Source organism: Aliivibrio sp. S4MY1, assembly GCF_028765545.1.
Lineage (GTDB): Bacteria > Pseudomonadota > Gammaproteobacteria > Enterobacterales > Vibrionaceae > Aliivibrio.
Genome location: NZ_JARACP010000003.1, coordinates 56,778 through 82,889 on the forward strand (window position 1 = coordinate 56,778; position 26,112 = coordinate 82,889).

Below are 26,112 nucleotides of genomic sequence, written 5' to 3' on the forward strand. Positions count from 1 at the left end.
AGATGATCAAATCAAAATTGAAAACGTTGGTAGCATTAACTGCATTGGCTTTTACGGCACAAGCGTTTGCGACTGATAAGTACAATACAGATATACCAACAAGCATCATGACTCCGGATGCCGTAAGTACGAGTATTGGAGAGCTGAATTTTACTGATGGTGCACCAACAATAGAAACCACCCAAAAGCTGTACGATAATTTAGATACCATTCGCTCAACTGAAGTCTTTTTAAATGCAATCCCAATGGCATCATTAGAAGCATTAAGAATGGGGCATGAAAGTATTGGTGTGAGTAAATCAAACCAAGTGGTGGTGTTTGATAAACTGATGGATTCGAACCCGCTGTTTTTAACCGGGAATACCGATACGGTTTATGCCTCTGCATTTTTAGATCTTGAACGTGATGGCCCTACGGTTATTGAAGTTCCTGCAGGCATGGGTCCAACAACGGTCAATGACGCTTTTTTCAGATTTGTTACTGACTTAGGTATTGTTGGTCCTGATAAAGGTAAAGGCGGGAAATATTTAATTCTTCCTCCAGGTTATGACGGAGAGGTTCCAGAGGGTTACTTTGTTTCTCAATCAACAAGTTACGTTAACTGGTTTATTGCTCGTGGATTCTTAAAAGATGGCAAAACAGATGCCGCTGTAAATGCGTATAAAAAGGAATTGAAAATTTATCCATTAGCGCAGAAGAATCAGCCTCCAAAAATGGAATTTATCTCAGGAAGTGAAAAAGAATTTAATACCATCCATGCAAATAATGAACATTATTTTGATGAGTTAAAAGTTGTTTTAGATAAAGAGCCTATTTCATTTATTGACCCTGAAATACGCGGTTTAATGTCTAGTATTGGTCTGCAAAAAGGAAAACCATTTGCGCCTGATGCTCGTATGAAAAAGATCTTAAAAGACGGCGTAGCAATCGGTAATGCAACGGCAAGAGCTTTGATATTCCAACCTCGGGATAAAGGCGCTTATATCTACTCAGATCGTTTATGGAAAACGGCATTTATTGGGAAAGATTATCAGTGGTTAGTAGATAAAGGTGAGGGAGGGCGTAATCTGGATGCTCGTACGTATTTCTTTTATATGGCGACAGTAAATACACCAGCGATGGCTCTGAAACTCATCGATAAAGGCTCTCAATATGCCATTGTAGATAAATCGAAAGGTGGAGATTACCTTGATGGTGGTAAAAATTATAAGTTGAATATTCCAGCGAATGTACCAGCAAAAAACTTTTGGTCAGTGGTGGCTTATGATCCGCAAACACGCTCTGAACTACAAACCGGTCAAGCGTTACCAAGTAAAAATAATCAACGTGATAAGTTAATTGAAAATAAAGATGGTTCAGTTGATATTTATTTTGGACCTAAAGCACCAAAAGGCAAAGAAGCGAACTGGGTCGAAACCGTTCCGGGCAAAGGGTGGTTTACTATTCTACGTTTATACGGACCGCAAGAGGCTTGGTATGATCACTCTTGGAAACCGGGTGATATTGAGCTAATTAAATAAGTGATTGCTGCAATTTAACCATAACCTCTGCTTGTTATTACTAATGGGCAGAGGCTTTTTTATATCTAATGACCTTCTAGGTTTTGAATCAGAAGCTTTTCAATATTTTTAATAATAGGATGCTGATAGTAAGCACGATGATATTGAATTCCAACACTAAACGTCATCGCTTTATTATCGAGAGTTAAAGGTAGCTTACATACGTTTATTGGAAGTTTGTTTTTTAAAATATCAAAGCAAACAAAAGCGTATTGGCTTATTTCTACGCACTCAATAGCAGAAGCGACAGAAGAAACCGTGAGTTTTTGAGCAAGGTTTATTCCTGTTTGTTTACGTAGTCGTTCATAGTAAGTATTGTCATCGAGGTTTCCCATCGAAACCCTTACAGTATCAAATTGGGCTAAATCAGAGAGACCAATTTGGGATGAACAAGCTAACGGGTGCTGCTTAGATATATACACAAATAAATCTAACTCCCCGAGTTTTCGCTCAATAATACGTTCGTTTAGTTGATTCGGGTAGCCTGAAATTCCGATAGATAATGCCCCTGATTTAGGAAACTCTATTCCCTCTAAATACCAGTCCACAATAGATATTTTAGGATGCCAATCATCTTGGGTTAATCCTTGTAAAAGTGGCACGGTTAACATGCTACTTAGTGGATTTGCTAAGTGAAAAATATACTCGATATTGGCGTCTTTATTATTAAATGATTTAGCGGTTTGTTGTGCTTGTTCAAGTTGTTCTAAGGGGGCTTTAATAATATTTATCAGCTGGGTGGTGAAAAGCGTTGGCGCATAAAGGCCTTTATCTGCAATGAATAATTCATTACCAAAGAGTTCACGGCATTCAGATAAGTAGCGATTAAAGGTTGCTCTACTGATGTCTAATGTATGACAAACTTTAGCTAACGATTTTTGTTCATAAAGTGAATCAAGAAAACGATATAAATTTAAGTCTATGCTGTTTTTCATGTGATAGCTTTCCTTGCTAATACTTTTTTCTAGTATGAATCTTTTATGACAATTTGTCTTTTATCCTTGATCTTTTCATCTTCCTATTTAGAATATATGGAAATGCGTATATCCATATTTAAGGTTGAATATGTTACCTCATCAATTTTTTAAAATGCTGTCAGATGAAACACGAATGCGTTGTTTATTGCTTATTGCTCGTGAGGGCCGTTTGTGTGTAAACCAATTAACTGAAGCATTAGATGAAAGCCAGCCGAAGATCTCTCGGCATTTAGCCCAACTGCGCCAATCTGGTGTACTGATTGATACCCGTGAAGGTCAGTGGGTGTATTACCAAGTGAATACAGAACTTCCGGGGTGGTTAAATAAAATTATAGCAGGTTTGAAGCAATCGAATTGTTTACAGGCTGAGTATCAAAAAGACACAGATAAATTAAACGCAATGAAAGCATGTTGCTAAATTAAGGATTAAGACGATGACAATTAAAGTTGGTATTAATGGGTTTGGTCGTATTGGACGTTTGGCATTAAGAGCGGCATTCGATTGGCCTGAGTTGGAGTTTGTACAAATCAATGACGTTGCGGGTGATACCCATACATTGGCACATTTACTTGAATTTGATTCAATTCAGGGGCGTTGGCACCATGAAGTGACGAACAATGGCAGCGAAATGATCATTGATGGTCAAACGCTTAAAACCACACAAGAAAAGGACATTGATGCGGTTGATTGGTCTGGTTGTGATGTTGTTATTGAAGCAACTGGCGTGCATCGTTCACGTTCATTTTTAGATAAATATTTAGCGCAAGGCGTTAAACGTGTGGTTGTGTCTGCTCCGGTAAAAGAAGACGGTGTTGCGAACATTGTAGTTGGTGTGAACGATGATATTTTTGATCCTGCTGTTCACCAAATCGTCACAGCGGCATCTTGTACTACCAACTGCCTTGCACCAATTGTTAAAGTTATCAATAAAGAGTTGGGTATCGAAAATGCGGCATTTACGACCATTCATGATTTAACCAATACTCAAACCATTTTAGATGCGCCGCATAAAGATCTTCGCCGTGCACGCGCATGTGGTATGAGCTTGATCCCGACAACAACTGGGTCAGCAAAAGCAATCGTAGAAATTTTCCCTGAGCTAAAAGATAAAATCGACGGCCATGCGGTACGAGTTCCTTTAGCGAATGCATCATTAACCGACATTATCTTTGAAGTAAAAAGAGATACGACAGTTGAAGAAGTCAATCAGTTATTAAAGGATGCGGCACAGGGTGAGCTAAAAGGTATTTTAGGATACGAAGAGCGCCCATTAGTATCGATTGATTACAAAGGCGACCAACGCTCAACGATAGTCGATGCACCATCTACTATGCTTGTGGGCAAGCGCATGGTGAAGATTTATGCTTGGTATGATAACGAAATGGGCTACGCAACTCGTACTGCTGAGTTAGTTCGTAACGTTGGCTTAGCTGAATATTAATGGCATTGGTTTAAGGAATTTAAAATGACACATCCTATTTGGGAATTACCGGTTACAGGCACTCATGGCGCATTAATTTTGACTCCATGTCCGGGAACAAAAGGCGTTGAATTAATTGAATCTTTAACACAACTAAAAGCACAAGGTGTTGAAGCGGTAGCAACAGCATTAAACCAAGATGAGTTAACAGAAAAAGGCGTTAGCTCTCTTGGTGAAGAAGTGCAACGTCTAGGCATGAAATGGTTTTATTTGCCAATTGAAGATGATTGCGCCCCGGGTGATGGGTTTGCAGCACAATGGAAATCAGCGACTCCTGAGCTGCAACAAGTATTGGAAAATAATGGCAAGGTAGCAATGCATTGTATGGGCGGGTCTGGCCGAACAGGCTTACTTGCAGCGCATTTATTATTGGACTTAGGTTGGGAACTGGATGTGATTAAGCAGCAGGTTCAAGCATTACGTCCGGGCGCTTTCACGAAACCTGTGCAAATTGAATACATTGATGCAATTGCGGGTAAATAATCAATTTTAGATAAGGCCTCAGAAAGCAGCATTTTTCTGGGGCTTTTTTATTGGAACGGATGAGTTTTATGTTTTCTCAACTAAGTCATAGCGTACGTCAGTACATGTTAGTGACGTTCAATTATTGGAACTTCACCATTACTGATGGTGCGTTGCGTATGTTGGTTGTGCTCTATTTTCATGATTTGGGTTACGGCACCTTAGCGATAGCTTCTCTCTTTTTGTTTTATGAATTTTTTGGTGTGGTGACGAATTTAATTGGTGGGTGGCTTGGTGCACGTTTGGGGTTAAATAAAACCATGAACGTCGGTTTAGGTATGCAGGTATTTGCATTATTGATGCTTGCTGTACCTACTGTGTGGCTCACTATTCCTTGGGTAATGGCGGCTCAAGCACTGTCTGGCATTGCAAAAGATCTCAATAAAATGAGTGCTAAAAGTGCGATAAAAACATTGGTGCCAAGCAATCAAGAAGGATCTCTCTACAAGTGGATTGCTATCTTAACGGGGTCTAAAAATGCACTAAAAGGAGCTGGTTTCTTCTTAGGAGGGGTTCTGCTTTCTACCATAGGATTCAAAGCGGCAGTTATCGCCATGGCTGTGGTTCTTTTTGTGGTATTGATTGCTAGTTTAGCTTTTCTTGATGGCGACATGGGCAAAGCGAAATCTAAACCTAAATTTACTCAGTTGTTTTCTAAATCGAGTGAGATTAATATTCTTTCAGCTGCGCGCTTATTTTTATTTGGCGCAAGAGATGTATGGTTTGTAATAGCATTGCCAATTTACCTAGGCACAACCTTTGGTTGGGATCATTCGTGGGTTGGTGGATTTCTCGCTCTGTGGGTGATTGGTTATGGGTTTGTGCAAGGCTTTGCGCCAAAAATCACAGGGAAATCAGAAGGTAAAGTACCTGATGGTCGCGCTGCAATGTGGTGGGTAGCTTTATTAACACTGGTTACTGGGTTTATCGCCTATGGTGTGCAAATCGAGTGGCAGGCTCAATATGTTATCGTCATTGGATTATTAATTTTTGGTGCAGTATTTGCCATTAACTCATCTCTACACTCTTATTTGATCGTTAGCTATGCGAAAGGTGATGGTGTCTCGATGGATGTTGGCTTCTATTATATGGCCAACGCAATGGGGCGTTTAATCGGAACTATATTATCTGGATTGGTATTTCAGATAGCAGGGTTGGCTGCATGTTTATGGGTATCGTTCGCGTTTTTGTTGTTAACTACGTTGATATCGATAAAGCTGCCTAAGAGAATAAAAGCTTAAGCTCAAACAATCTTCATGCATAAAAAAACCACCGTTTAATCGGTGGTTTTTTTTGTCTTAATTTAAGTGAATGTTCACTATAAATTAAAAGCCTTCCATGTTTTTAGCTTCAAGCTGTTGGAAGTATTTCACTGTTTTCACTTTCAGCTCTTGTGTTGATGGCTCATCACAAACGATTACTGATTTAGGGTGAAGTTGAAGTGCAGATACCGTCCACATGTGATTTACAGAGCCTTCAACAGCAGCTTGCAGTGCAAGACCTTTGTTGTGGCCAGTGATTAGGATCATGATCTCTTCAGAATCAAGCAGAGTACCAACACCGATAGTTAGTGAGTACTTAGGAACAAGGTCCATGTCGCCACCGAAGAAGCGAGAGTTAGCAATACGCGTATCTTCAGTTAACGTTTTGATGCGAGTACGAGAAGATAAAGATGATGCTGGTTCGTTGAAAGCGATATGACCGTCGTTGCCCACACCACCCATGAATAGGTTGATGCGACCGTAAGACTTGATTTTATCTTCGTAACGTTGGCATTCTGCTTCGTTATCTGCTGCATTACCATCTAATAGGTTGATGTTTTCAGCTTGAATATCGATGTGGTTGAAGAAGTTCTCGTGCATGAAAGTACGGTAAGATTCTGGGTGATCAGCATCTAAGCCAATGTACTCATCCATGTTGAATGTTACTACGTTCTTAAAGCTCACTTCGCCAGCTTTATGAAGCTCAATAAGTTTCTTATACGTGTTTAATGGAGTACCGCCAGTTGGTAAACCAAGAACAAATGGACGATCTGCTGTTGGGTTGAATGCATTAATACGGTTAACGATGTGTTGTGCAGACCATGCACCTACTTGTTCAGCGCGATTTAGCGGAATTAATCTCATTTGTATACCTCAAAAAAACGTAAGTCGTAGAATCAAAAATCATTAATTCGCATTATAAAATAAGTTTCTGTGTATCACCAATGATTTTGCTCAATAAAGAAACATTATTCTTCAACATTGGTCACGTTTGTACTTAAATGGTTCATAAATGGCTCTGCTTTCATAAATCCTGTTAATCGAGCATTCGATAAATAATCGCCATTTGAATTCCAAAAATCGATGGTTGGTAACCCAAGAACTTTGAGTTGTTGTAATAGGGCAATATCTTCTGGGCTGTTTTTGGTTACATCGGCTTGCAACAAGATAAATTGACCTAAGAGCGGCTCTACCTTTTCATTATGGAAGGTGTATTTTTCAAATTCTTTACACGCGACACACCAGTCAGCATAAAAGTCGAGCATGACTGGTTTTCCTTGGGCTTTTGCTGCCTCAAGTTCTCGATTCAAATCTTCTAAATTAGCGATTTTTTTAAACGTGACAGTTTGAGTGGTGGTGTTTACTTCAGTATGTACTTTACCTGAAATAGCATCAATTACAGGGATTGCTGAGCCAACAATACCTAAGATCGCGATGATCCCAGCGACACTCGTTTTCCAAGATTGGGGCATGGTTGCTTTAACATGATAAAGCCAACCAAATGCTACAACACCTAACGCAGACCAAACAAATGGAGTTACGTTATGTGGAAGGATTCGCTCTAATAAGAACACAGGAACGGCAAGTAAAATAAAACCAAACAGTGTTTTTACATGCGTCATCCATACACCCGCTTTCGGTAGCAGTTTATTACCAAATACAGCGGCTAGAATTAGTGGGATACCCATACCAATAGCCAAAGCGTACAGAGCGACAGCACCAGTAAGTAAATCACCACTTTTGGCAACATAAAGTAATGCACCCGAAAGAGGAGCGGTCGTACATGGCGAACACACTAAACCTGAAATAGCACCCATGGCAAATACGCCACCTAAGTTTCCGCCTTTTTGTTGGTTACTGATGTCATTTAATTTAGTTTGTAAGCTGCTTGGTAGTTGAATTGTGTAAGCGCCAAACATCGACAGAGCGAGCAGCACAAACATGATACTCAAGCCAATTAACACATAAGGATGTTGTAATGCAGCCTGAAATTGCATACCTGCCGAAGCAACCACTAACCCAAGTAAAGTATAGGTTAACGCCATGCCTTGAACGTAAATAAAAGAGAGCTTGAAGGCTTTGCCATGAGACAGTTTACCGCCACCTAAAACAATGCCCGTTAAGATAGGGTACATAGGTAATACACAAGGTGTAAACGCAAGACCAATGCCAAGCGCTAAGAATAAAAACGGTGTCCACCAAGCATCACCTAAGTTGTCAGCCAGCTCTTGCTGTTGAGTTTGAGATACTTCTTTTTGCTCTGAATTTGATGATGTTTTCTTTTCTACGCCAACTGGTGCGTTATCATTTTTGGCCACAACATGCGTATTTGCCGTTTCATCTTGATATGAACTTAGCCCTGTTAATGCAGATAGTGGAATTTTGCGGATTTCTGGTGGATAGCAGAATCCAGCTTTCGCACAACCTTGGTATCGCACTGTTAACTCGGCATTATCACTAACCGAAATAAGAGGAACAGTGATCGTAAGTGGTTCAGTGTAGATGTTTACATCACCAAAAAATTCATCGTTATAAGGTGTGCCTTCTTCCATCACTAAATCAGCAATCTTTGCGCCATTAGCCGTTACCGAAATGCGTTGTTGGTATAGGTAATAATCAGGCATCACTTGCCAATCTAAATAAACTCTATCTCCTTGCTGCATGAAATTAAATGGGAAGGCTTCATTTACGGTCACAAAAGAAGAGGTTTGCTCGCCCTGTAATTTAGTCAGGTCAAAAGACGCAACAGCTTGAGGGATAAAGGAGGTAAATAGAATGAAAAATGATAAAAGGGCAGCTCGAAAACGGAGTAAGTTCGTCATGTGAAAGTCTTTATTAAATATAGATACGGGTATGACTATCGAAATGGTCAAGAGTTCGACAAGTATAGTATCAATTGTATTAATGATCTGCTCCTTTCTCTTCGCTACCTAGTGTAATTATTTTTTATTTGTCACCGTTTCGAGATCCCTACGACACTCTTTTACCTGCTTAGAAACTATGCTTGTTACGATGATTAATTAATAGAATGAGTCATAAGAGGACTGCGTGATGAAATACAAACATATCCTTGTTGCACTGGATCTTTCAGAAGAGAGTCATGTGTTGATTGATAGAGCCGTTTCTATGGCGGAGCTATTAGATGCCAAAGTGTCTTTTATTCATATTGATGGTACTCATGGTGAGATTTATCCTGAGCTCATTGATATACAAGCAGAGCCGGATCGTAAACCATTAAATGAACCTTCAAATAAATGGCTTAATGATTTTCAGCAATATACTCCGTTTCCAATTGAGAGCTTTTGGGTAGGAACGGGAGATCTTAGCCATAAAGTAGATAAAGCAGTAAAAGTGAATGAAATCGATTTATTGATTTGCGGACATCATCATGATTTCTTAAGTAAAATCATCTCATATTCTCGACCGCTAATTCATCACTCTCCTATTGATATATTGGTCGTACCGATCTGTTCATGAGTAAACAGACAAAAAAATGGCAGCTTAATCAGCTGCCATTTTGAGGGATATTATTGCAATTCACCGATTAAAGAATAATACCGCCGAATACAAAACCTAGTGCAACCGAAGTTGTAATCGTAGCAACACCCGGAATGAAGAATGGGTGGTTAAATACAAGATTACCAATACGTGTTGAACCTGTGTCATCCATTTCAACCGCAGCAAGTAGCGTAGGGTAAGTTGGAAGAACGAACAGTGCGCTTACTGCCGCAAAAGAAGCAACCGCAGTAATTGGTGCAACACCAATTGCTAGTGCAGCAGGCATTAGAGCCGTTGTTGTTGCGCCTTGAGAGTAAAGAAGCATAGAGGCAAAGAATAAAACAATCGCTAGCATCCACGGGTATTGTGCAAGGATCTCAGCTGAGAACTCTTTGATTTCACCAATGTGAGAAGACACAAACGTATCACCAAGCCACGCAACACCAAGCACACACACACAAGCACTCATGCCTGATTTGAATGTCGCAGCATTAGCAATTTTAGACGCATCAATTTTAGTGAACGTCACGATAGCAGCAGCTGCGGTTAGCATTAATGTCATAATAGCTTCGTTACGACCAATAGTTGGGTGTTCAATAAGACCAACACTGCCACTGATCATCGTTGCATAAGCAACAACAGCAACAATTGCCACACAGAAAATGTAAACAGACGCTTTTGCCGTTGGTAAGATTTCACGTTTACCTTCGCCATTCATCTTAATTAGGCCTTTTGCAAGACGCTCTTGATAAACAGCATCATCTTTCAGCTCACAGCCTAGGAAGTTAGCAACGAATGCACCAACCATACACGCTAGGAATGTTGATGGAATACATACTGCTAATAGCGTTAGATAATCCACACCTAGAGGCTCAAGGATACCAGAGAAGAAAACAACCGCCGCTGAGATTGGAGATGCAGTGATTGCAATTTGAGAAGCAACAACAGCGATAGAAAGTGGGCGAGAAGGACGAACACCTTGTTCTTTAGCAACTTCAGCAATAACAGGAAGCGTAGAGAATGCAGTGTGACCGGTACCTGCTAGCATCGTCATGAAATAAGTCACGATTGGTGCGTAGAAAGTAATGCGTTTTGGATTTTTACGTAAGAATTTTTCTGCTAGGTCAACCAACCAATCCATACCACCAGCCACTTGCATAGCAGCAATCGCAGTGATAACAGACATGATGATTAAAATAACGTCGATAGGGATAGAACCAGCGTCTAGACCTAAGATCATGGTAAGAACAAGTACGCCCGCACCACCCGCAAAACCGATACCGATACCGCCAATACGTGCACCTAAATAGATGAACAGTAGTACGACGAGAAGCTGTACAGCAACCATATATAACTCCAGTGTTTAAATTTAAAATAATTATTCAGATTTTTATTGGACAGCTATATACAGCAAACCAATAAAAGTATGAATGATTACTTAGTTTTTTTTGATTAAAAATTAGGACGATAAAAAAAGCGAGCTTCAGTGAGCTCGCTATTTTAGGTGTTACGGATTAATCGTAACGTTTTGCTTTGTATTCAGGATGCATCAGGTTCTCTACAGAGAAGATGTCATCTAATTGTTCTTCTGTTAGAAGACCACGTTCAAGAACTACATCACGAACGTTTTTACCTGTTTCAGCACAAATCTTACCAACAATGTCACCTTCGTGGTGGCCAATGAATGGGTTTAGATAAGTAACGATACCGATAGAGTTAAATACGTGAGCTTCACATACTTCTTTGTTCACAGTGATGCCATCGATGCATTTGTCACGTAGGTTCACACAGGCATTTTTCAAGATGTCGATAGATTCGAACAGTGCTTGGCCAATTACTGGTTCCATTACGTTTAATTGCAGTTGGCCCGCTTCAGCAGCGAAAGTCACTGTAATATCGTTACCAATTACTTTGAAACATACTTGGTTAACTACTTCTGGGATTACTGGGTTAACTTTTGCAGGCATGATTGAAGAACCAGCTTGAAGCTCTGGAAGGTTCAATTCATTTAGACCAGCACGAGGACCAGAAGAAAGAAGACGTAAGTCATTACAAATTTTAGACATTTTAACCGCAGTACGTTTTAGCGCACCGTGGATCATTACGTAAGCACCACAGTCAGATGTTGCTTCGATTAAATCTTCAGCTGCAACACATGGTAGACCAGTTACTTCAGATAGGTGGCGAACTGCTGCTTCTTGGTAACCTGTCGCTGCGTTTAAGCCAGTACCGATTGCCGTAGCACCAATGTTCACTTCTAATAGAAGTTGTGCTGTGTAGTGAAGGTTTTTCACTTCTTCTTGAAGCAAAACACCCCAAGCGTGGAATTCTTGGCCAACCGTCATTGGAACGGCATCTTGAAGTTGAGTACGACCCATCTTCAGAATGTTACGGAATTCTTGATCTTTAAGATCGAATGCGCCTTTTAGGTATTCAATCGCTTCGATCAGTTTCATCATGCTGTTGTATACCGCAATACGGAAACCTGTTGGGTATGCACAGTTAGTTGATTGAGAACGGTTAACGTGATCATTAGGGTTAATGATATCGTATTCGCCTTTCTCTTTACCCATTAGTTCAAGGGCAACGTTAGCAATAACTTCGTTAGCATTCATGTTAACTGAAGTACCAGCACCGCCTTGGTAAACATCTGATGGGAATTGATCCATACACTTGCCAGTTTCAAGAATTAAATCACATGCTTTGATGATGTACTCACCAACTTGTGAAGGGATAGCACCTAATTCTTTGTTAGCTAAAGCGGCTGCTTTTTTAGTGTAGATCATGCCACGAACAAACTCAGGAACATCAGAAATAGTTACATTTGAAATGTTGAAGTTTTCCATAGCGCGAAGAGTGTGAATACCGTAGTAAGCTTCAGAAGGAACATGACGTTCACCTAGCAAATCTTCTTCAATACGAGTTGCAGTATTCGTTTTTTCTAAATCAAGCATCTGAGTCATAGTAAGCCTTTAAGGTTCTATATTTTAATTATTGGATTCTGTCCAAGTGATCATATCTGCGAGTAGAGTCCGTTCGTCAGAGGGTGATCAATATCGTACCTGATGCCTTGTTTTAACGTCATCATACACCTCTTTAGTGGTAAAAGTGTTAAGTTGATCACTTTTTAAGTCTAGTTTTTGCAAAATATTTCAAATTGAGATAATGCTCTCACTAGTTGTTAATATATTTACTTTGTAGGTTATATAACTGCTAATCGAGTTAATGAATTTGATGGCTGTTTACACTCTTTTACAGAAGATTTTCTTGAAAAATGAGGGGATGTGCCGCATCTATCATAATAGAGAGAGAAAAAGTGGTTCGCAGAGAATGCCTGCTACACTAAATGAAGCGAAAAGTGAAAGTTCGTATCAAATCTAATCGAGGTATATTGTGTTTCCTATTTTATTATTATTGTTTATTTTTGTTCCCATTATTGAAATTGCGCTGTTTGTGCAAGTAGGGGGCATGTTAGGGATGTGGCCAACACTTGGATTAGTATTGATCACCGCTTTTGTTGGTGCGTCATTAGTCCGTAGCCAAGGCATTCAGACTCTAATGTCAGTGCAATCAAAATTACAACAAGGTGAATTACCTGCACAGCAAATAGTAGAAGGTGTCATGCTTGCCGTTGCTGGTGTGTTATTGCTTGTTCCTGGTTTTATGACTGATGCATTAGGTATGCTGGTATTGCTTCCAGCACCGAGAGCGTATTTAGCTAAACAGCTAATGAGCCGTGTAAAAGTAAATGGCATGGGAGCATCACAGGGTGGTTTTCATGCAGGGTTTGGTGGTGGCTTTGATCAAAATGGTCCGTTTAATCAAGGTAACCCATTTGATCGTACAAACCAGAATGATCAACAAGGCGATGTATTTGAAGGTGAGTTTCAACGTAAAGAAGACGATCCAAATAAAACCTTAAAATAATCTCGCTTTAATATTTTAACGTTTAGAAAGATAAGAATTCAGATCGGTCGCAAGCTCCCTTAAAGGACTCAGATTGATCGCAGTTATTACTGCGATCATCTCTGAATTCTGCGAGCGAAGCGATCTGAACTCTATTCATAATTGTTATTTTAGCAAATCACTAAACTACTAACGCCTTAACCAAGAGCGTGGGTTTTGTGCCTTACTGTTACGGCGGATCTCAAAGTAAAGTGAAGGTCTGTCTTGACCGCCACTGTCACCAACAACCGCAATCGTCTCTCCTGCTTGCACCTTATCGCCTTCTTTCTTCATTAAGCTTTGGTTGTAGCCATAAAGTGTCATATCACCTTTACCGTGATCGATTAACACCATTAAGCCATAGCCTCGTAACCAATCAGCAAAAACGACCTTACCAGAATCAACGGCTTTTACTGGTGTACCGTATTCACTGGCTAGCACCATACCTTTCCAAGTGAGCTGCCCTGTTTGTTTTGTTCCAAAACTATGAAGTGTTTTGGCATTGCTAATAGGCCAAGGTAAACGCCCTTTTTGACGAGCAATACCATCCATAGGTACATTGTTACTTGCTTTCGCTTTTGCGATGGCAACTTTTAAGCGTTTTTCATTTTGCTGCAGTTCATTTAAGTAACCATTTTCATTTGAAATGCGTTTTTTGATACTGGAAACGGTTTTCTTACGTTTGTTTTGTGATGTTTGCAGTGTGGTTTTTTCTTGCTTGTATTGAGTTAATAACTCACTTTGTCGTTGTTGCTGTTTAAGAAGAGAGACTTCTTTTTCTCTCAGCTGCATCGTTGTGAATTCTAATTGAGAAATCGCACCCACTCGGGCTTCAGAAATACGTTGGGCGTATTGTGTCATGCGATCGATTTTAGTGACCTCATCGCCGCTGAGTACATTAGAAAGTTGATTATTGCGACTTATTAAGTAGTAATTGACGAGTAAGTCTTTTAGTACTTCGGTCTGTTCAATTTGTTGTTGAGTAAGTTCTGATTGTTGCTGTTTTAATTCGGTTATCGAGCGTTTTACTGCCTCTAGTTCTCGCTCTGCATTGCGCGCTTTTTTGGAGGCGTTAGCAATAGATAGTTCGTGCTTTTTAAGACTAGATTGAAGACTTGATAGCTCTTTTTTCTGTTTACTTAATACTGAGCTCTGACGAGATATTTCTTGTTTCATTCCTTTTAATTCAGCGTCATTCGCATGAGCGATAAGAGGAAGTGCAAATGTCAGGCACACGATCGCGGTCGTAAGAAATTTACGACTAGGAATAGGCTTATTAAAAAAGGATATATTCATCGCTGCATTATTTCAGATAGAGTGAGTTCTGACTAGATAGAGTTTTTATTTGGTCTCAATTGTAAAACCAATATCACAGCATTTTTGTTGTTCTTATCAGTTTTTTTATCCTCGCTAGTCTCCGAACAAACCCTAGGGTATACTTTCGACTTCATTTTAGAGCCCATGGTAACTGACATCGTCTAATGGCATGTGGTTATCCAAAAATCAGAGATAAAGAATATGGAAACGTCAATCATCGATTTTGTAACCAATAACATGATTTTAGCTGTTGTGTGGATTGGTATTGTTGTTGCGTTGATTCAAAACGTAGTAAAACAAAAAACGGCAGGCTACCAAGAAGTGGATCCTTCACAAGCAACAACACTAATGAACCGTGAAGATGCGATTGTGTTAGATATTCGCTCTAAAGATGAGTTTAAATCAGGCCATATTACGGGTGCTCGTCACATTTTACCAAGTGATATTAAAGCCGGTAACCTAGCTGGTCTTGAAAACTCAAAAACAACCCCAATTATTGTGGTATGTAAAACAGGCCAAACCGCTCAAGCATCAGCAAATGATCTGCATAAAGAAGGTTTTGAGCAAGTTAAATTGCTTAAGAATGGCCTAATCTCTTGGAATGAAGCTAACTTACCGTTAGTAAAAGGCAAAAAGTAATTGCCCATTTCATAAGCAACTGATTCATTTTGATGTGATATCTGGCCCATTTTTTAGATATCACGAATGCAGAGTAATATCACAGCGTTATTCTGCATTCATACATACATATATAGAAAGGACTTTCCCATGGCTGAAGCAGCACAACAAGAGCAACAAAACTTTGCAATTCAACGTATCTTCCTAAAAGACGTATCTTTTGAGGCTCCTAACTCTCCAACTATGTTCCAAAAAGAGTGGAATCCAGATGTTAAACTGGACCTTGATACTCAAAGCCGTGAACTAGGCGAAGGTGTTTACGAAGTCGTTCTACGTTTAACTGTTACGGTTAAGAACGAAGAAGAAACGGCATTCCTTTGTGAAGTTCAACAAGGTGGTATCTTTACTGCTGGCCAAATGGAAGAAGCTCAACTAGCACATTGTCTAGGTGCATTCTGCCCGAACATTCTGTTCCCATATGCTCGTGAAACGATCTCTAGCCTAGTGGTTAAAGGTACGTTCCCACAATTGAACCTTGCACCAGTTAACTTTGACGCATTGTTCATGAATTACCTACAAAACCAAGCTCAAGAAAACGCAGCTGCGCCTTCTGAAGCTTAATAATGAATAGCCTTGCGCTATTGATTAATTTGTAGAGAATAAATGCACTTTTTTATCTAAGATAGTTTCTATACTGAATATAGAAATTAAATTTTGATAAAAAGTGCATTTTGCTTTTATTACTCTAGTATCCTTTGATACTTGTTTTGGATGGTCACAATGACAACACAAACCGATTACTCTGATATTTCCATGACCGTACTTGGTGCTGGCTCATACGGAACTTCTCTTGCTATCTCTCTTGCTCGTAATGGCGCAAAAGTGATTTTATGGGGTCATGAAGAATCACATATAGCTCGCCTTGAAGCCGATCGTGCTAATGAAGAGTTTTTGCCGGGTGTTGCTTTCCCACCGTCATTAATCATGTCTACGGATCTTGAAAAATCAGTGCAAGCAAGTCGCGATTTACTGGTTGTAGTTCCAAGTCATGTTTTTGGTTTGGTACTAGGTAATGTAAAACCATTCTTACGTGATGATTCTCGTATATGTTGGGCGACAAAAGGACTAGAGCCTGAAACAGGTCGTTTATTAAAAGAAGTGGCAGTAGAAGCGTTAGGTGAATCTCATTCACTGGCTGTGCTTTCTGGACCTACTTTTGCTAAAGAACTTGCATCTGGTATGCCAACGGCGATTGCTGTTGCGTCTCCTGACCAAGAGTTTGTTAAAGATTTACAAGAAAAAATCCACTGCTCTAAAACATTCCGTGTTTATGCCAATAACGATTTTACTGGAATGCAATTAGGCGGAGCAGTGAAGAACGTAATCGCTATTGGTGCGGGTATGTCTGATGGTATTGGCTTTGGTGCTAATGCTCGTACTGCATTAATTACCCGTGGTTTGGCTGAAATGACTCGTTTAGGCGTGGCTTTAGGCGCAGAAGCTGAAACCTTTATGGGGATGGCTGGCTTAGGTGATTTAGTGTTAACGTGTACCGATAACCAATCTCGTAACCGTCGTTTTGGTTTGGCTTTAGGTCAAGGCGGTGATGTAGATAGCGCTCAAGCAGAAATTGGTCAAGTGGTTGAAGGGTATCGCAATACCAAAGAAGTATGGCTACTTGCTGATCGTATGGGTGTTGAAATGCCTATAGTTGAGCAAATTTATCAAGTATTGTATCAAGGAAAAGATGCAAGAGTTGCTGCGCAGGACTTATTAGCGCGAGATAAGAAATCAGAATCGTAATTCAAGGATGGTATGAAAATGAAAGAATGTAAAAAACACCAAGTATGGGAGTGCATTGTTCGAGAAGCGCGTGAGCAGTCAGAACAAGAACCTATGCTTGCAAGCTTTTATCATGCCACCATCATAAAACATGAAAACCTTGCTGCAGCATTAAGTTATATTTTAGCGAATAAGTTGGCGACAGCCTCTATGCCTGCAATGGCAGTTCGTGAAGTGGTAGAGGAAGCATTTGCTTCTGATCCTTCTCTTACCGATGCGGCTGCGTGCGATATTTGCGCGACTGTGACTCGAGATCCTGCGGTTTCTATGTACTCAATGCCTTTATTGTATTTAAAAGGCTATCACGCACTGCAAGGGTATCGTGTATCTAACTGGCTTTGGAAGCAAGGTCGTGTTGCATTAGCGACGTATCTGCAAAATGAAATTTCTGTTGCTTGTCAGGTGGATGTGCATCCTGCGGCGACCATTGGTAAAGGGATCATGTTTGACCATGCGACGGGCATCGTCATTGGTGAAACGGCCGTGGTTGAGAATGATGTTTCTATTCTGCAAGATGTGACACTCGGTGGTACGGGTAAAGAGTGTGGCGATCGTCACCCTAAGATCCGTGAAGGCGTTATGATCGGTGCGGGTGCGAAGATTTTAGGTAATATTGAAGTGGGTGTTGGTGCTAAGATTGGTTCGTGCTCTGTGGTTCTGCAAGCCGTCCCTCCACATACTACGGTTGCCGGTGTTCCTGCTAAAATTGTTGGGCGCCCTAGCTCTGAAATGCCATCGCTCGATATGGACCAACAGTTTAATGGTAAGTCACAAACGTTTATGTCTGGTGATGGAATTTAATATATCCCATTCCTTATGCGTATAAAAATAGCCACTATTGAGTGGCTATTTTTGTATTTGAGCTATGAGCTTTGGAATTATAACCCGCCTTCAAATCCCATTTGACGCCACGCTTCAAATACGATGATAGCAACAGAGTTTGATAAGTTTAAACTGCGGCTGTCTGGCATCATAGGAATTCGAACACGTTGTTCCATTGGTAAGCCATCAATTAAATCAGCGGGCAATCCACGAGTCTCTGGGCCGAATAACAACACATCTCCCTTTTGATAGCTTGGAGTGGTGTGATGGCCTGTCGTTTTGGTTGTGCAGGCAAAGATACGGTGTTCACCTTCACTTTCATTTTCTAAATAATCAAGAAAGGCAGCGTAATCTTTATGACGTTTTACATGGGTTAACTCATGATAATCTAACCCTGCTCGGCGAAGTTTTTTCTCTTCTAAATCGAATCCTAATGGTTCAATTAAATGCAGATTTGCACCACAGTTAGCAGACAGGCGAATGATGTTACCCGTATTTGGGGCGATTTCAGGTTCGTACAACGCAATATCAAACATAGTGAACTCTTGAATAACGGAAAGTAAACTCAGTATATCTAATTGATAGGTATCGGGGTAGAGCATACGAGTAACAACATGGCTTACTTTGAGATAAGCCATGTTGTGACAAGTTATTATTGTTCGATAGGTAGCGTAATGGTCATGCGCAATCCGCCAAGAGGGCTTTTACTCGCAATGATGGTGCCGCTGTGCTGGTGAATAGCACTTTCGGTAATCGCCAGACCAAGACCTGTTCCGCCACTGCTTCGATCTCGAGCGGTAGATACTCGATAGAAGGGTTTGAAGATATCCTTGAGTTCATCTTCTGGTACACCATCCCCATTGTCATCAACGGTGATGGTGAGAATGTTGCCATTATCATTGATATTCACAGTGACCACATCATTACCGTACTTAATAGCATTGCGTATTACGTTTTCAACCGCACTCATTAATAGATTAGGGTTACCAAAAATAGGCGTTTCTTTTAAATCAGAATAAGTCAGTATTTTATTTGAATGCTCTGCCTCAAATTTGGCATCTTCTAAAATATCAAACCATAATGAGTAAGCGTCAGTTTTCTCTCGTTCTTGATGGCTGTTTACTTGTATTCGAGAGAGTTCTAATAGCTCAGAAATCATCTGCTCTAATCGATCCGCTTCCATATCAATACGAGATAACTCAGCGCTTTCACCTTGCTTACGAGTGGCAAGGGCTGTTGCCATTCTTAAACGAGTTAAGGGAGAGCGTAGTTCATGAGAAATATCAGATAATAAGCGCTGCTGGCCTGAGATCATGGTGTTGAGTGACCCGACCATCTGATTAAAGCTTTGCCCTGTTTTTCTAAATTCTCTTGGCCCTTTTTCTAACGCCTCATCTTTTTCAAATTGGCCTTTAGCAACCCGCTCTGCTGCTTTTTGTAAACGTCTTGCAGGTTGACTTAACGCCCAAGCAAGCCAAAGTAAAAAAGGCGTACTAACGAGCATGGTCACTAGTAATAATTGCCCTGGTTTATCTAATATTCTAAGAATAAATGGTGGGGGCTTTTTCCAATATCGCCCCACATACATGTACACGGTTTCATGAGCGATGACGATATCAAAAGGCCCCGCCATCATGGTTCTGCCATACAGTTTTTGTTGAGGAAGATCAGGGTCATCAGAAAGTGTTAAAAAGTTAAGTAACGCTTTTTTTCTTCCTCGTAGCTCTTTAGGTTTATCTAAAATTTCGCCAGTAGGGGTTGTGAAAAATAGATCGAGGTTTTCATCGTGTTGATGTGCTTTATGGCTAATCTCTTTTAAGGTCTTTTTTAAATTGTCGCGCTCAGAGTATTTCCCTGTAATGTAGGCAGCAATTTGAGTCATTTTAGTAAGATGTTCAGTTGCGATATTATGGCGAGATCGTGGATCAAAATTAGGGCCAATAACAACCCCAATTAAAACCAATAATAAGGTAAACCAAAATATGGCAAAGATACGGCCATATAAGCTGGATAAAAGAGGGAAGCGTGTATTTACTTTAAACACCAATTATTCCTCAACAAACAAATAGCCACGACCACGTAAGGTTTTAATGCGTGGCTTTCCTTCTGAGAGTGGTGGTAATTTTTTACGTAAGTTTGAAACGTGCATATCAATAGCGCGATCAAAGGGTGCTAGGCGTTTACCAAGCACTTCTAGGCTGAGTTCTTCTTTAGAGATGATCTCTCCTGGTTTTTGAATAAATTGAGACAATAACCCAAACTCAGTTCCAGTTAAGTCTAGCAATTCACCATGATTATAGGCTTCTTGTTTGCCTATAAATATCTCAATGCCTTGATATTTAATGCTGCTGCTGTTGCTCTCTTTGGTTTTATTTTGTGTACGACGCAAAATAGCGCGAATACGAGCCAGTAGTTCTCTATCACTAAAAGGTTTTGGTAGGTAATCATCGGCACCAAGTTCTAAACCAATAACACGATCAATTTCTTCTCCTTTTGCTGTAAGCATTAATACAGGAGTTTCATTGGTCTCTCGTAATTTACGAAGCATGTCCATGCCATTCATTTTTGGCATCATGATATCAAGTAGGATCAAGTCTAAATCATTAGTGATCGCTTCAAGGCCTTCAATGCCATTATTTGCCTCCGTAACCTGATAACCTTCTAAACTTAGGATATCTTTTAGTAGTGCGGTTAGCTCAATATCGTCATCAACTAATAAAATCTTTGCCATTTTTATTCACCTACATAAATAGTTTCTAAGTGTAGTATCGCCAAATAAATGAAGGAATACCAACCTTCAAAATAACCTTTACGTTGCTTTACGCACAAAATACACTCATTTACGTTTACTGAGCTATTCTTACTCCATACCAAGCAGCAGCAAGCTGATTTTTGATTGAAACACATTTTCTGTAACGGAGATAACACAATGAACATGATGAAAAAAATGATTTTAGGCGCAGTTGTTCTTCCTCTTTCTTTTGCTTCTGCATCGGCATTTGCTTTTGGTGGTGGTCATCACGAAGGTGGAATGAAAGGCGGTGAAGGCATGCATGGTGGTAAGTGTATGATGAAAGCAAATAAGAAGGCGTTTAAAGATTTAGATCTTACTGATGCTCAAGAAGATAAATTTGATGAAATGCGTGACGCTCGTAAAGCTGAAATGAAAGCGAAGAAAGGTCAAAAACGTCAGCCAACGGCTGAAATGAAAGCCGATCATGAAGCGATGCAAAACTTAATGTTAGCGGATAATTTTGATGAGCAGGCAGTACGTAATTTAGCTGAAAAAATGTCACAGCGTCAAATCGATCGCCGTGTTGAAATGATGAAAAAACGTCATGAAATGATGAATATTCTAACGCCAGAGCAAAAAGCAGAATTTAAAGCAAATCAAGATAAGTACATTGCTGATTGCGCTAAATAAACGCAATTATCTCTAGAAAATGAAAACGGGCCTTTATGATAAATAAAGGTCCGTTTTTTATTTAGACCTATTTTGTTGTAAATATATTAATAAATGGAATAACTATCTTGAGCGTAACCCTTTATACTAAAGTTTGATTTTTAGGTAGATGGATGAAACATGACTCAACGATACGCGTCTTTAGTGACTACGGCTGCATGGCTTGCAACCATTGTTGCGACAATTTTAATGCTATTTAAATTAGGAACTTGGTGGGTAACGGGTTCAGTCAGTTTATTGGCTTCGTTAGTTGACTCTTTGCTTGATATGGGCGCATCTATAACTAATCTTTTAGTCGTCCGTTATGCATTACAACCTGCTGATGAAGAGCACCGTTTTGGGCATGGTAAGGCGGAGTCGCTAGCGGCGTTAGCTCAGGCAATGTTTATTTCTGGTTCTGCTTGCTTCTTATTATTGAATGGGGTTGAGCGTTTTTTCCGTCCTCAAGATGTTATTGCTCCTGAGTTAGGGGTGTATGTCAGTGGGTTTGCTATTGTGTTAACTCTTGGCCTTGTTATGTTCCAGCAATGGGTGGTTAAACAGACGGGAAGTCAGGCTATTGCTGCTGATTCGTTGCACTACAAAACCGATTTATTCATGAATGCCGCTATTATGTTAGCACTTGCATTAAGTTGGTATGGTTGGCATCAAGCTGATGCTATTTTTGCCTTAGTCATTGGTGTGTATATTTTAATTAGCGCATTTAAAATGGCGTATGAGGCGATTCAACTATTACTTGATAGACAACTGCCACAGGAAGAGTTGGATCAGATAAGAGAGGCGTGTTGTCGAGTCGAGGGGGTTAAAGGGATTCATGATTTACGAACGCGTTTAGCAGGTCCAACCCGATTTATTCAACTGCATTTAGAGTTGCCAGATCATATGCCATTAGTTGAAGCACATCGTATTGCGGATAAAGTTGAAGATGAACTTTTAACAGTATTTCCACATTCTGATATTATAATTCATCAAGACCCACTTTCAGTTGTGCTAGACTCAGACAGAGAGCAGAGTCAGTTTAGTTAGTGAGTATGTAGTATTATTAGCAATAATTGTTTTTTCGTAACAGAAAAATGAAACAGTCGTGATTGATTCTGATGTGAATCAACGAACTTTTTCAGTAAACTGGTAATACTCTTACATAAGAAAAAAAATTACAGATTATTAATGGTGAGTAGATTAGGGAGTTTACTTGCTGTATTAGAAATTGAAATTGAAATTCCCAACCATATTAGAGGGTAACCATGGTCAAGAAGATTGGTGTTTTAACAAGTGGTGGCGATGCGCCGGGTATGAATGCGGCAGTTCGTGGTGTTGTTCGTACAGCATTAACCGAAGGCCTAGAAGTATTTGGTATTCATGATGGCTACTTAGGTCTTGTTGAAGACCGTATCGAGAAATTAGAGCGCCATAGCGTATCTGATATGATCAACCGCGGCGGTACATTCTTAGGTTCAGCACGTTTTCCTGAGTTTAAAGAAGTTGCTGTTCGTGAAAAAGCGATCGAGAACCTTAAGAAACACGACATCGATGCATTAATTGTTATCGGTGGTGATGGTTCTTACATGGGCGCGAAGAAGTTAACTGAGATGGGTTACCCATGTATCGGTCTGCCTGGCACAATCGATAACGATATCGCTGGTACTGACTACACTATTGGTTACCTAACGGCATTAAACACAGTTATTGATGCGATTGACCGCTTACGTGATACGTCTTCTTCTCACCAACGTATCTCTATTGTAGAAGTTATGGGCCGTCACTGTGGTGATTTAACATTAATGGCTGCAATTGCGGGCGGTTGTGAGTATGTTATTACTCCAGAAACTGGCCTAAATAAAGACGCGTTAATTCAGAACATTCAAGATGGCATTGCAAAAGGCAAAAAGCATGCAATCATCGCTATCACTGAGTTAATGACTGATGTTAATAGTTTAGCAAAAGAGATCGAAGCTGAAACGGGTCGTGAAACTCGTGCAACCGTTCTTGGTCACATTCAGCGTGGCGGCCAACCTGGTGCATTTGACCGTATCCTTGCGTCTCGTATGGGTAACTTTGGTGTTAAATTGTTGATTGATGGTCACGGTGGCCGTTGTGTTGGTATTCAGAATGAGCAATTAGTTCATCACGATATCATCGATGCAATTGAAAACATGCGTCGCCCAGAAAAACTTGAGCTATACAAAGTAGCTGAAGAGTTATTCTAATTTAGAATTAAACGTTAGAGATAAAAAACCGAAGCATTCGCTTCGGTTTTTTTATATCTGAATACTTATGATTCAAAGGAGTTATGTTAATGGAATTACTCTAAATATAAATCGAGAGGTGTTTTACTTTTTCTACCACCAATTTCTCTGGCAAGTGTAGGAACAAGATAACCAGAAACATTTTCAATTAACTCCCCCATTAATTGCTTTGCTTTTTCATCAGAAACAAAGAAATGAGCAGCACCTTGCACCTTGTCTAATACATGAAGGTAATAGGGTAAAATGCCCGCATCAAACAATGCCTCACTTAAATCAGTCAATGTCCTTGCTGTATCATTCACATCTTTAAGTAATACACTTTGATTTAATAGTGTGACGTTTGATTGCTTTAATTGAGTCATTTTATTTACTAACTCAGCGTTAATCTCGTTAGCATGGTTAATATGAGTCACTAGAATGATTTGTAAGCGTGTTTGTTTAAATAGCTGACACAACGTATCAGTAATACGGTTTGGTATTACTACCGGTAAGCGAGAGTGGATACGAAGGCGCTTGATGTGCGGAATCGCTTCAATATGTTCAATTAACCATGTCAGTTCATGATCTTTTGCCATTAAAGGATCACCACCAGAAAAGATGACTTCATTTACTTCAGGATGATTTGCAATGTAATCGATGGACTCTTGCCAAATGGCCTTACTGCCTTTGTTATCTTGATATGGGAAATGACGGCGGAAGCAATAACGACAATTCACGGCACAACCTCCCTTTACAATTAACAGAACTCGGTTTTTGTATTTATGCAGTAAACCCGGTTGTTCGTTGTCTTGCTCCTCTAAAGGATCGTTCGAATATCCTTCATGTACCTCGAATTCTTGATCTAAAGGCAATACTTGGCGTAATAAAGGATCAAAAGGGTTGCCAAATTCCATTCTATCGACAAAACTTGTCGGCACACGTAACGCAAATAACTTTTTCGCTTCTAGACCTTTCTCCCATGAAGAGCTATCAATACCTAGTGTTGAGAGTAACTGATGAGGGTCAGAGATCGCATTCGCTAGTTCTTTGAGCCAGTTTTGCTCAACAGGAGCGTCATTTCGGGTTATTATGTGTGACATTATTTATAACTCAACGATGTTAAGAGGAAATCATGGCGTCAGTAAGTACCAATGAATTCAAAGGCGGTTTGAAATTTATGCTAGATAATGAGCCATGCTCAATTATCGAGAACGAATATGTTAAGCCAGGTAAAGGTCAAGCATTCAACCGTGTAAAACTTCGTAGATTGCTTTCTGGTAAAACACTAGAAAAAACATTTAAATCAGGTGAAAGCTTTGAATTAGCAGACGTTGTAGACGTAGAGCTAGACTACCTATACAGCGACGGTGAATTTTACCACTTCATGAACAGCGTAAGCTTTGAGCAAATCGCTGCTGATGTAAAATCAGTAGGTGACGCTGCTAAATGGTTAGTAGAAAACGACACTTGTACACTGACTCTTTGGAATGATAATCCAATTACAGTGACACCGCCAAATTTTGTTGAACTTGAAGTGACTGAAACAGACCCAGGCCTGAAAGGTGATACTCAAGGTACTGGTGGTAAACCAGCAACGCTTTCTACTGGTGCAGTAGTTCGTGTTCCACTATTCATCGCTATCGGCGAAGTAGTTAAAGTTGATACACGTACTGGCGAATATGTTGGTCGTGTGAAGTAATTTCGATTTATATCGAGAATAGCTTTATATAAAAGGTCACTTCGGTGGCCTTTTTTATTTATTACATAGCAGATACAAAAAAGGCTGGCATAAAGCCAACCTTTTTTTGTATCTAAATGATGATTAGATCATGAAGATAAACACAACAGATAATACAGTTGCTAGAGCAGCCGCTGAGTAACATGCGATTTTACCCGCAGTACCTGTGTGGAATTTTAGGTCGTGCATACCATGATGTAAACGGTGCATCGCATGCCACATAGGCATAGAGATAGAACCGATAACAAATAATGCACCAATGATGCTAGTAACAAAACCAGCAACACGTAGGTAGTTCATTGATTCAGGACCAATCACACCTAGTGGAACTAAAATACCAAGAACTAAGATAGTTACTGGTGTTAGCATTGCAAACCAAGTACCACCGGCACCGAATAAGCCCCACCATACTGGTTCGTCAGAACGCTTTGGATTAAGATTTACCACAATAATTCTCCTTAAACGATAACCAATACAAGTAGTGTGATTGCAGCAACGGCTGCCCATTGTGCAAGAACAACGACTTTCTTATCCAGTGTTTTACCACTGATACGAATAGGCATTACTTGCGGCATCATGCTAAAGAATGTTTGAGCATGGAATAAGCTACCCGCTAAAGCAACAATGTTCAGAGCAACCACAATAGGGTTTGCCATGAAATCTAACCAAGAAGCCCAAGCAAGTGGACCTTTCACTAAACTACCTAAGCCAACAAGCAGACAGATAGTAAAGAAAATTAACGGTAAAATTGTTGCTTCACGAACCATGTAGAAGCGGTAGAAAGGGTGATCTTTCCACCAAGTACGTGTCATTTCGCGAACGTAAGGTTTACGGTTGCTCATC

General features: G+C 40.0%; 27 protein-coding genes. 15 read left to right on the forward strand and 12 right to left on the reverse strand.

Annotation, left to right across the window (positions count from 1 at the left end; translation table 11 throughout):
- Window positions 1-2 precede the first annotated feature (2 nt).
- Complete coding sequence (locus PVK71_RS04360) at window positions 3-1,520, forward strand: DUF1254 domain-containing protein (protein WP_274419535.1); 1,518 nt, start codon at window positions 3-5, stop codon at window positions 1,518-1,520.
- Window positions 1,521-1,585: 65 nt separating this feature from the next.
- On the opposite strand, the gene PVK71_RS04365 is transcribed toward PVK71_RS04360, so the two are convergent.
- Window positions 1,586-2,494: a LysR family transcriptional regulator gene (locus tag PVK71_RS04365; protein WP_130043825.1), complete on the reverse strand. Its 909-nt coding sequence runs from the start codon at window positions 2,492-2,494 to the stop codon at window positions 1,586-1,588.
- A 130-nt stretch (window positions 2,495-2,624) separates the two neighbouring features.
- Here PVK71_RS04365 and PVK71_RS04370 point away from each other — a divergent pair, with 130 nt between their 5' ends.
- The 4 genes from PVK71_RS04370 (at window position 2,625) to arsJ (ending at window position 5,780) form a co-directional block, all read left to right on the forward strand.
- Window positions 2,625-2,954 carry a metalloregulator ArsR/SmtB family transcription factor gene (locus PVK71_RS04370; protein ID WP_130043826.1) on the forward strand — a complete coding sequence of 110 codons (330 nt, stop codon included), beginning with the start codon at window positions 2,625-2,627 and terminating at the stop codon, window positions 2,952-2,954.
- Between the two features lie 16 nt (window positions 2,955-2,970).
- Entirely contained in the window at window positions 2,971-3,978 is a 1,008-nt protein-coding gene (locus tag PVK71_RS04375) for an ArsJ-associated glyceraldehyde-3-phosphate dehydrogenase (protein WP_274419534.1), read from the forward strand.
- 24 nt (window positions 3,979-4,002) lie between these two features.
- Window positions 4,003-4,500, forward strand: a complete 498-nt coding sequence (locus tag PVK71_RS04380; protein ID WP_274419533.1) for a cyclin-dependent kinase inhibitor 3 family protein — start codon at window positions 4,003-4,005, stop codon at window positions 4,498-4,500.
- Between the two features lie 68 nt (window positions 4,501-4,568).
- Window positions 4,569-5,780 (forward strand): organoarsenical effux MFS transporter ArsJ, encoded by a 1,212-nt coding sequence (arsJ, locus tag PVK71_RS04385; RefSeq protein ID WP_274419532.1) that lies wholly within the window; start codon window positions 4,569-4,571, stop codon window positions 5,778-5,780.
- A gap of 84 nt (window positions 5,781-5,864) precedes the next feature.
- Here arsJ and nagB read toward each other — a convergent pair whose 3' ends face one another.
- Window positions 5,865-6,665, reverse strand: coding sequence for a glucosamine-6-phosphate deaminase (nagB, locus tag PVK71_RS04390; protein WP_130043830.1), 801 nt, complete (start codon window positions 6,663-6,665; stop codon window positions 5,865-5,867).
- A gap of 104 nt (window positions 6,666-6,769) precedes the next feature.
- Window positions 6,770-8,623 carry a protein-disulfide reductase DsbD gene (locus tag PVK71_RS04395; protein ID WP_274419531.1) on the reverse strand — a complete coding sequence of 618 codons (1,854 nt, stop codon included), beginning with the start codon at window positions 8,621-8,623 and terminating at the stop codon, window positions 6,770-6,772.
- Between the two features lie 229 nt (window positions 8,624-8,852).
- On the opposite strand from PVK71_RS04395, the gene PVK71_RS04400 reads away from it, so the two are divergent.
- Complete coding sequence (locus PVK71_RS04400; protein WP_274419530.1) at window positions 8,853-9,278, forward strand: universal stress protein; 426 nt, start codon at window positions 8,853-8,855, stop codon at window positions 9,276-9,278.
- Window positions 9,279-9,345: 67 nt separating this feature from the next.
- On the opposite strand, the gene PVK71_RS04405 is transcribed toward PVK71_RS04400, so the two are convergent.
- The gene (locus PVK71_RS04405; protein ID WP_274419529.1) at window positions 9,346-10,647 is read right to left on the reverse strand and encodes an anaerobic C4-dicarboxylate transporter; all 1,302 of its coding nucleotides are present in this window, start codon (window positions 10,645-10,647) and stop codon (window positions 9,346-9,348) included.
- A gap of 166 nt (window positions 10,648-10,813) precedes the next feature.
- Entirely contained in the window at window positions 10,814-12,262 is a 1,449-nt protein-coding gene (gene aspA, locus PVK71_RS04410; protein WP_274419528.1) for an aspartate ammonia-lyase, read from the reverse strand.
- Between the two features lie 430 nt (window positions 12,263-12,692).
- Here aspA and PVK71_RS04415 point away from each other — a divergent pair, with 430 nt between their 5' ends.
- The gene (locus tag PVK71_RS04415) at window positions 12,693-13,226 is read left to right on the forward strand and encodes an FxsA family protein (RefSeq protein WP_130043835.1); all 534 of its coding nucleotides are present in this window, start codon (window positions 12,693-12,695) and stop codon (window positions 13,224-13,226) included.
- A gap of 168 nt (window positions 13,227-13,394) precedes the next feature.
- Here PVK71_RS04415 and PVK71_RS04420 read toward each other — a convergent pair whose 3' ends face one another.
- A complete protein-coding gene (locus PVK71_RS04420) occupies window positions 13,395-14,540 on the reverse strand; it encodes a murein hydrolase activator EnvC family protein (protein WP_274419527.1) in 1,146 nt (381 codons plus the stop codon).
- A gap of 222 nt (window positions 14,541-14,762) precedes the next feature.
- On the opposite strand from PVK71_RS04420, the gene PVK71_RS04425 reads away from it, so the two are divergent.
- The 4 genes from PVK71_RS04425 (at window position 14,763) to cysE (ending at window position 17,822) form a co-directional block, all read left to right on the forward strand.
- Window positions 14,763-15,200 carry a rhodanese-like domain-containing protein gene (locus tag PVK71_RS04425; protein ID WP_130043837.1) on the forward strand — a complete coding sequence of 146 codons (438 nt, stop codon included), beginning with the start codon at window positions 14,763-14,765 and terminating at the stop codon, window positions 15,198-15,200.
- A 129-nt stretch (window positions 15,201-15,329) separates the two neighbouring features.
- Entirely contained in the window at window positions 15,330-15,800 is a 471-nt protein-coding gene (gene secB / locus PVK71_RS04430; protein WP_130043838.1) for a protein-export chaperone SecB, read from the forward strand.
- Between the two features lie 150 nt (window positions 15,801-15,950).
- Window positions 15,951-16,982 (forward strand): NAD(P)H-dependent glycerol-3-phosphate dehydrogenase, encoded by a 1,032-nt coding sequence (gpsA, locus tag PVK71_RS04435; RefSeq protein WP_274419526.1) that lies wholly within the window; start codon window positions 15,951-15,953, stop codon window positions 16,980-16,982.
- Between the two features lie 18 nt (window positions 16,983-17,000).
- The gene (gene cysE, locus PVK71_RS04440; RefSeq protein WP_130048558.1) at window positions 17,001-17,822 is read left to right on the forward strand and encodes a serine O-acetyltransferase; all 822 of its coding nucleotides are present in this window, start codon (window positions 17,001-17,003) and stop codon (window positions 17,820-17,822) included.
- Window positions 17,823-17,899: 77 nt separating this feature from the next.
- On the opposite strand, the gene PVK71_RS04445 is transcribed toward cysE, so the two are convergent.
- The 3 genes from PVK71_RS04445 to PVK71_RS04455 all read right to left on the reverse strand — a co-directional run bounded on the left by PVK71_RS04445 (window position 17,900) and on the right by PVK71_RS04455 (window position 20,574).
- Window positions 17,900-18,379, reverse strand: coding sequence for a tRNA (cytidine(34)-2'-O)-methyltransferase (locus PVK71_RS04445; protein ID WP_130043997.1), 480 nt, complete (start codon window positions 18,377-18,379; stop codon window positions 17,900-17,902).
- A 116-nt stretch (window positions 18,380-18,495) separates the two neighbouring features.
- A complete protein-coding gene (gene cpxA / locus PVK71_RS04450) occupies window positions 18,496-19,887 on the reverse strand; it encodes an envelope stress sensor histidine kinase CpxA (protein WP_130088017.1) in 1,392 nt (463 codons plus the stop codon).
- 3 nt (window positions 19,888-19,890) lie between these two features.
- Window positions 19,891-20,574 carry a response regulator gene (locus tag PVK71_RS04455; RefSeq protein WP_130088016.1) on the reverse strand — a complete coding sequence of 228 codons (684 nt, stop codon included), beginning with the start codon at window positions 20,572-20,574 and terminating at the stop codon, window positions 19,891-19,893.
- 198 nt (window positions 20,575-20,772) lie between these two features.
- Here PVK71_RS04455 and PVK71_RS04460 point away from each other — a divergent pair, with 198 nt between their 5' ends.
- The 3 genes from PVK71_RS04460 to pfkA all read left to right on the forward strand — a co-directional run bounded on the left by PVK71_RS04460 (window position 20,773) and on the right by pfkA (window position 23,513).
- On the forward strand, window positions 20,773-21,267 hold the full coding sequence (locus PVK71_RS04460; protein WP_151656565.1) for a CpxP family protein: 495 nt from the start codon (window positions 20,773-20,775) through the stop codon (window positions 21,265-21,267).
- Window positions 21,268-21,426: 159 nt separating this feature from the next.
- Window positions 21,427-22,332 carry a CDF family cation-efflux transporter FieF gene (fieF, locus tag PVK71_RS04465; protein WP_130048548.1) on the forward strand — a complete coding sequence of 302 codons (906 nt, stop codon included), beginning with the start codon at window positions 21,427-21,429 and terminating at the stop codon, window positions 22,330-22,332.
- Between the two features lie 218 nt (window positions 22,333-22,550).
- Window positions 22,551-23,513: a 6-phosphofructokinase gene (gene pfkA / locus PVK71_RS04470; RefSeq protein WP_274419525.1), complete on the forward strand. Its 963-nt coding sequence runs from the start codon at window positions 22,551-22,553 to the stop codon at window positions 23,511-23,513.
- Window positions 23,514-23,608: 95 nt separating this feature from the next.
- On the opposite strand, the gene epmB is transcribed toward pfkA, so the two are convergent.
- Window positions 23,609-24,631: an EF-P beta-lysylation protein EpmB gene (gene epmB / locus PVK71_RS04475; RefSeq protein WP_274419524.1), complete on the reverse strand. Its 1,023-nt coding sequence runs from the start codon at window positions 24,629-24,631 to the stop codon at window positions 23,609-23,611.
- A 32-nt stretch (window positions 24,632-24,663) separates the two neighbouring features.
- Here epmB and efp point away from each other — a divergent pair, with 32 nt between their 5' ends.
- Complete coding sequence (gene efp / locus PVK71_RS04480) at window positions 24,664-25,230, forward strand: elongation factor P (protein ID WP_130043847.1); 567 nt, start codon at window positions 24,664-24,666, stop codon at window positions 25,228-25,230.
- 123 nt (window positions 25,231-25,353) lie between these two features.
- On the opposite strand, the gene frdD is transcribed toward efp, so the two are convergent.
- Window positions 25,354-25,716, reverse strand: a complete 363-nt coding sequence (gene frdD, locus PVK71_RS04485) for a fumarate reductase subunit FrdD (protein WP_165366817.1) — start codon at window positions 25,714-25,716, stop codon at window positions 25,354-25,356.
- Window positions 25,717-25,727: 11 nt separating this feature from the next.
- Window positions 25,728-26,111 (reverse strand): fumarate reductase subunit FrdC, encoded by a 384-nt coding sequence (gene frdC / locus PVK71_RS04490; protein WP_045101069.1) that lies wholly within the window; start codon window positions 26,109-26,111, stop codon window positions 25,728-25,730.
- Window position 26,112: the final 1 nt, after the last annotated feature.

Excerpts from the sequence above, each read along its gene's own strand:
- PVK71_RS04360 (WP_274419535.1), top strand. The coding sequence starts at position 3 with ATGATCAAATCAAAATTGAAAACGTTGGTAGCATTAACTGCATTGGCT.
- PVK71_RS04365 (WP_130043825.1), bottom strand. The coding sequence starts at position 2,494 with ATGAAAAACAGCATAGACTTAAATTTATATCGTTTTCTTGATTCACTT.
- PVK71_RS04370 (WP_130043826.1), top strand. The coding sequence starts at position 2,625 with ATGTTACCTCATCAATTTTTTAAAATGCTGTCAGATGAAACACGAATG.
- PVK71_RS04375 (WP_274419534.1), top strand. The coding sequence starts at position 2,971 with ATGACAATTAAAGTTGGTATTAATGGGTTTGGTCGTATTGGACGTTTG.
- PVK71_RS04380 (WP_274419533.1), top strand. The coding sequence starts at position 4,003 with ATGACACATCCTATTTGGGAATTACCGGTTACAGGCACTCATGGCGCA.
- arsJ (WP_274419532.1), top strand. The coding sequence starts at position 4,569 with ATGTTTTCTCAACTAAGTCATAGCGTACGTCAGTACATGTTAGTGACG.
- nagB (WP_130043830.1), bottom strand. The coding sequence starts at position 6,665 with ATGAGATTAATTCCGCTAAATCGCGCTGAACAAGTAGGTGCATGGTCT.
- PVK71_RS04395 (WP_274419531.1), bottom strand. The coding sequence starts at position 8,623 with ATGACGAACTTACTCCGTTTTCGAGCTGCCCTTTTATCATTTTTCATT.
- PVK71_RS04400 (WP_274419530.1), top strand. The coding sequence starts at position 8,853 with ATGAAATACAAACATATCCTTGTTGCACTGGATCTTTCAGAAGAGAGT.
- PVK71_RS04405 (WP_274419529.1), bottom strand. The coding sequence starts at position 10,647 with ATGGTTGCTGTACAGCTTCTCGTCGTACTACTGTTCATCTATTTAGGT.
- aspA (WP_274419528.1), bottom strand. The coding sequence starts at position 12,262 with ATGACTCAGATGCTTGATTTAGAAAAAACGAATACTGCAACTCGTATT.
- PVK71_RS04420 (WP_274419527.1), bottom strand. The coding sequence starts at position 14,540 with ATGAATATATCCTTTTTTAATAAGCCTATTCCTAGTCGTAAATTTCTT.
- PVK71_RS04425 (WP_130043837.1), top strand. The coding sequence starts at position 14,763 with ATGGAAACGTCAATCATCGATTTTGTAACCAATAACATGATTTTAGCT.
- secB (WP_130043838.1), top strand. The coding sequence starts at position 15,330 with ATGGCTGAAGCAGCACAACAAGAGCAACAAAACTTTGCAATTCAACGT.
- gpsA (WP_274419526.1), top strand. The coding sequence starts at position 15,951 with ATGGTCACAATGACAACACAAACCGATTACTCTGATATTTCCATGACC.
- cysE (WP_130048558.1), top strand. The coding sequence starts at position 17,001 with ATGAAAGAATGTAAAAAACACCAAGTATGGGAGTGCATTGTTCGAGAA.
- PVK71_RS04445 (WP_130043997.1), bottom strand. The coding sequence starts at position 18,379 with ATGTTTGATATTGCGTTGTACGAACCTGAAATCGCCCCAAATACGGGT.
- PVK71_RS04455 (WP_130088016.1), bottom strand. The coding sequence starts at position 20,574 with ATGGCAAAGATTTTATTAGTTGATGACGATATTGAGCTAACCGCACTA.
- PVK71_RS04460 (WP_151656565.1), top strand. The coding sequence starts at position 20,773 with ATGAACATGATGAAAAAAATGATTTTAGGCGCAGTTGTTCTTCCTCTT.
- fieF (WP_130048548.1), top strand. The coding sequence starts at position 21,427 with ATGACTCAACGATACGCGTCTTTAGTGACTACGGCTGCATGGCTTGCA.
- pfkA (WP_274419525.1), top strand. The coding sequence starts at position 22,551 with ATGGTCAAGAAGATTGGTGTTTTAACAAGTGGTGGCGATGCGCCGGGT.
- epmB (WP_274419524.1), bottom strand. The coding sequence starts at position 24,631 with ATGTCACACATAATAACCCGAAATGACGCTCCTGTTGAGCAAAACTGG.
- efp (WP_130043847.1), top strand. The coding sequence starts at position 24,664 with ATGGCGTCAGTAAGTACCAATGAATTCAAAGGCGGTTTGAAATTTATG.
- frdC (WP_045101069.1), bottom strand. The coding sequence starts at position 26,111 with ATGAGCAACCGTAAACCTTACGTTCGCGAAATGACACGTACTTGGTGG.